The 2,192-nt window shown below is 41.4% G+C and carries 3 protein-coding genes and 1 pseudogene; all 4 read left to right on the forward strand.

All coding sequences use genetic code 11. The features are described 5' to 3' along the window. Positions 1-78: 78 nt before the first annotated feature. Complete coding sequence (locus UF06_RS24810; protein WP_242402029.1) at positions 79-180, forward strand: DUF3265 domain-containing protein; 102 nt, start codon at positions 79-81, stop codon at positions 178-180. Between the two features lie 85 nt (positions 181-265). Further along, positions 266-481: a TIGR02450 family Trp-rich protein gene (locus tag UF06_RS16745; protein WP_045571450.1), complete on the forward strand. Its 216-nt coding sequence runs from the start codon at positions 266-268 to the stop codon at positions 479-481. Positions 482-643: 162 nt separating this feature from the next. Further along, positions 644-940 (forward strand): Dabb family protein, encoded by a 297-nt coding sequence (locus UF06_RS16750; protein WP_000617998.1) that lies wholly within the window; start codon positions 644-646, stop codon positions 938-940. Between the two features lie 1,160 nt (positions 941-2,100). Continuing rightward, a pseudogene (locus tag UF06_RS28420) lies at positions 2,101-2,192 on the forward strand (RNA-binding protein); the annotation flags it as partial.

The following is a 2,192-nucleotide window of genomic DNA, read 5'->3' on the forward strand; positions in this document are numbered from 1 at the left end:
GAGTCAACGCTGAGTTAATCTTGGTTTTGGTAAAACGTAAGCCCTTGAAGCTTAAACATAACAAAGCGTTAAAGAGGGATTCGTGCCGCGTGGCATTTTTGGTATGCGGTGAGTTTCGGTGGTGAAAGTGGTTTGCGGAAGGTTGGTTTATGCGGCACTCACCCCTTAACGCGGCGTTAGGTGTCTTTAGTAACGCAGCCATCAATTGAACTTATTTTTCAAAATGTCCGTAAAATAATGAATTCATAATATTACGGAGTTAAAAATGAATCAGATTAATCCGGCAAAATTGTGTAATAGCAAATGGACAGCTGTAAAACCGATAAATCGAGAGAAACACTTTTTGGTGTCAGAGGTTGACTATGAAGAAGACGGTTCAGTAACTTTGTGTAAGTTAGAATCTATTCTTTCCAAAAATGAATATTCCATTGATTGGCTTGAGTTAAAAAATGAAGAAAAATGGTCTCAAGGTTGGACATAATCGGCATTTGGGTAATACACCTAACAAACGGCTCAAGAGGGATTGCCAACGCTTGGCGACTTTAGTGCAAAATTGAAGTTCAGTGTTTACAGTGTGTTTTTTAAGTTCAGCGGTGCATTGTCAACCCCTTAGCCGGGCGTTAGCAGCTATAGAGGAAGAGAAATGATCCGGCACATATTGCTTATAAAGTTTAAAGCGTCGGCAGAGCCATCCGAAATTGAAAAATTAAAAGGCTTGTTTGCTTCAATGCCGGATAAAGTGGATGGAGTTTTATCTGTTGAGTGGGGAGAAAATGATAGTCCTGAAGGTAAAAATCAAGGCTATTCACATTCGGTTTTAATGACATTTTCAGATGAGAAAGGCAGGCAAAATTACTTGCCTCATCCAGAGCATGAAGTCCTGAAAAAAGTCTTTCGTCCGTTGCTTGAGGATATCGTGGTTTTTGATTACACAATTTAATCTTTGGCACGCAGCTAACAAACGCCTCAAGAGGGACTGTCAACGCGTGGCGTTTCCAGTCCCATTGAGCCGCGGTGGTTACGGTTGTTGTGATTGAGTTTAGTGGTAATGCGTTGCCAGCCCCTTAGGCGGGCGTTATGCAACTCAGGGAAATTTAGGGGTTCAATCTTTTTAGATTTCTCCGGCCATTTGTTTTGCATTGTCGGCAAATGAGCACTTTCACCCTCAAATTCGTGGTGAACTCAAGCCGTAAAACAGGTAAAGTTCTTTGTTTGCCTCAATCAGTTTTAGCGTTGGTTTGTTGTGAATTTAGCGGGCGCAAAGTGTGGAAAGGGCAAGTTTATCCAGCATTTTGTACTTGCTGAAGGTTTCGCTCGTTGAGCTTTCCTGACACAAAAGCTTGGTTTGTTGCTGAAAGGTGGACTTTGTTTTGGCGGCTCATTTATCACAGATCTGGCTTGGGTTGATTCTTGAATCACTCAACCATTGCAATTGTGGCTTTGGGTCGTGTAAAGTCAGTTTATCTCATTGAATTTGCATAACAAACGGTTAAAGAGGGACTGCCAACGCGTGGCGGTTTTTGTTCAAATCGGCCTTTGTGATTACGGTTGTTATTTTGAGTTCAGTGTTTTGCGTTGCCAGCCCCTTAACCGGGCGTTATGTTTAATCACGCAAAATCAGTTGGTTGTATCTTTTCTTTGCTCCCTTGCCTTGTTGGTTTTGTGTTTGTTGGCAATCTGGCTTCATTTGGCGCTGTTTTCTGGACATTTATTCTTTGGCGCTGGAAATTCAGAGCGTTGCCTCAGTCAATTCTCGGGCATGCGCGAGGTTAGTGCGGTTGGCTCAATCAGTATTTTGACCACAAGTTTTTAGGCTTGAATTGCCAAAATTCGAAGTCTGTTTTTCAAATCTATGAGTCATTTCGGTTTTCTACGTTTTGGTTTTTGTTTATGAATCAAAGTCGAGTTAATCTTGGTTTTGGTAAAACGTAAGCCCTTGAAGCTTAAACATAACAAAGCGTTAAAGAGGGATTCATGCCGCGTGGCATTTTTGGTATGCAGCGAATTTTGGTGGTTAAAGTGGTTTGCAGAAAGTTGGTTTATGCGGCATTCACCCCTTAACGCAGCGTTATATTTTTAATCAATTTTCGAGTCAAAATCATGGATGAAAGAGGTAGAGTTTATCTGGAACAATATCTGAACTCTTTACCTGATGAAGTCGCTTCCAAATACACTTCGTTCAGCTCAGACTA

It is taken from the genome of Vibrio sp. S234-5, from assembly GCF_000960595.1.
Classification (GTDB): domain Bacteria; phylum Pseudomonadota; class Gammaproteobacteria; order Enterobacterales; family Vibrionaceae; genus Vibrio.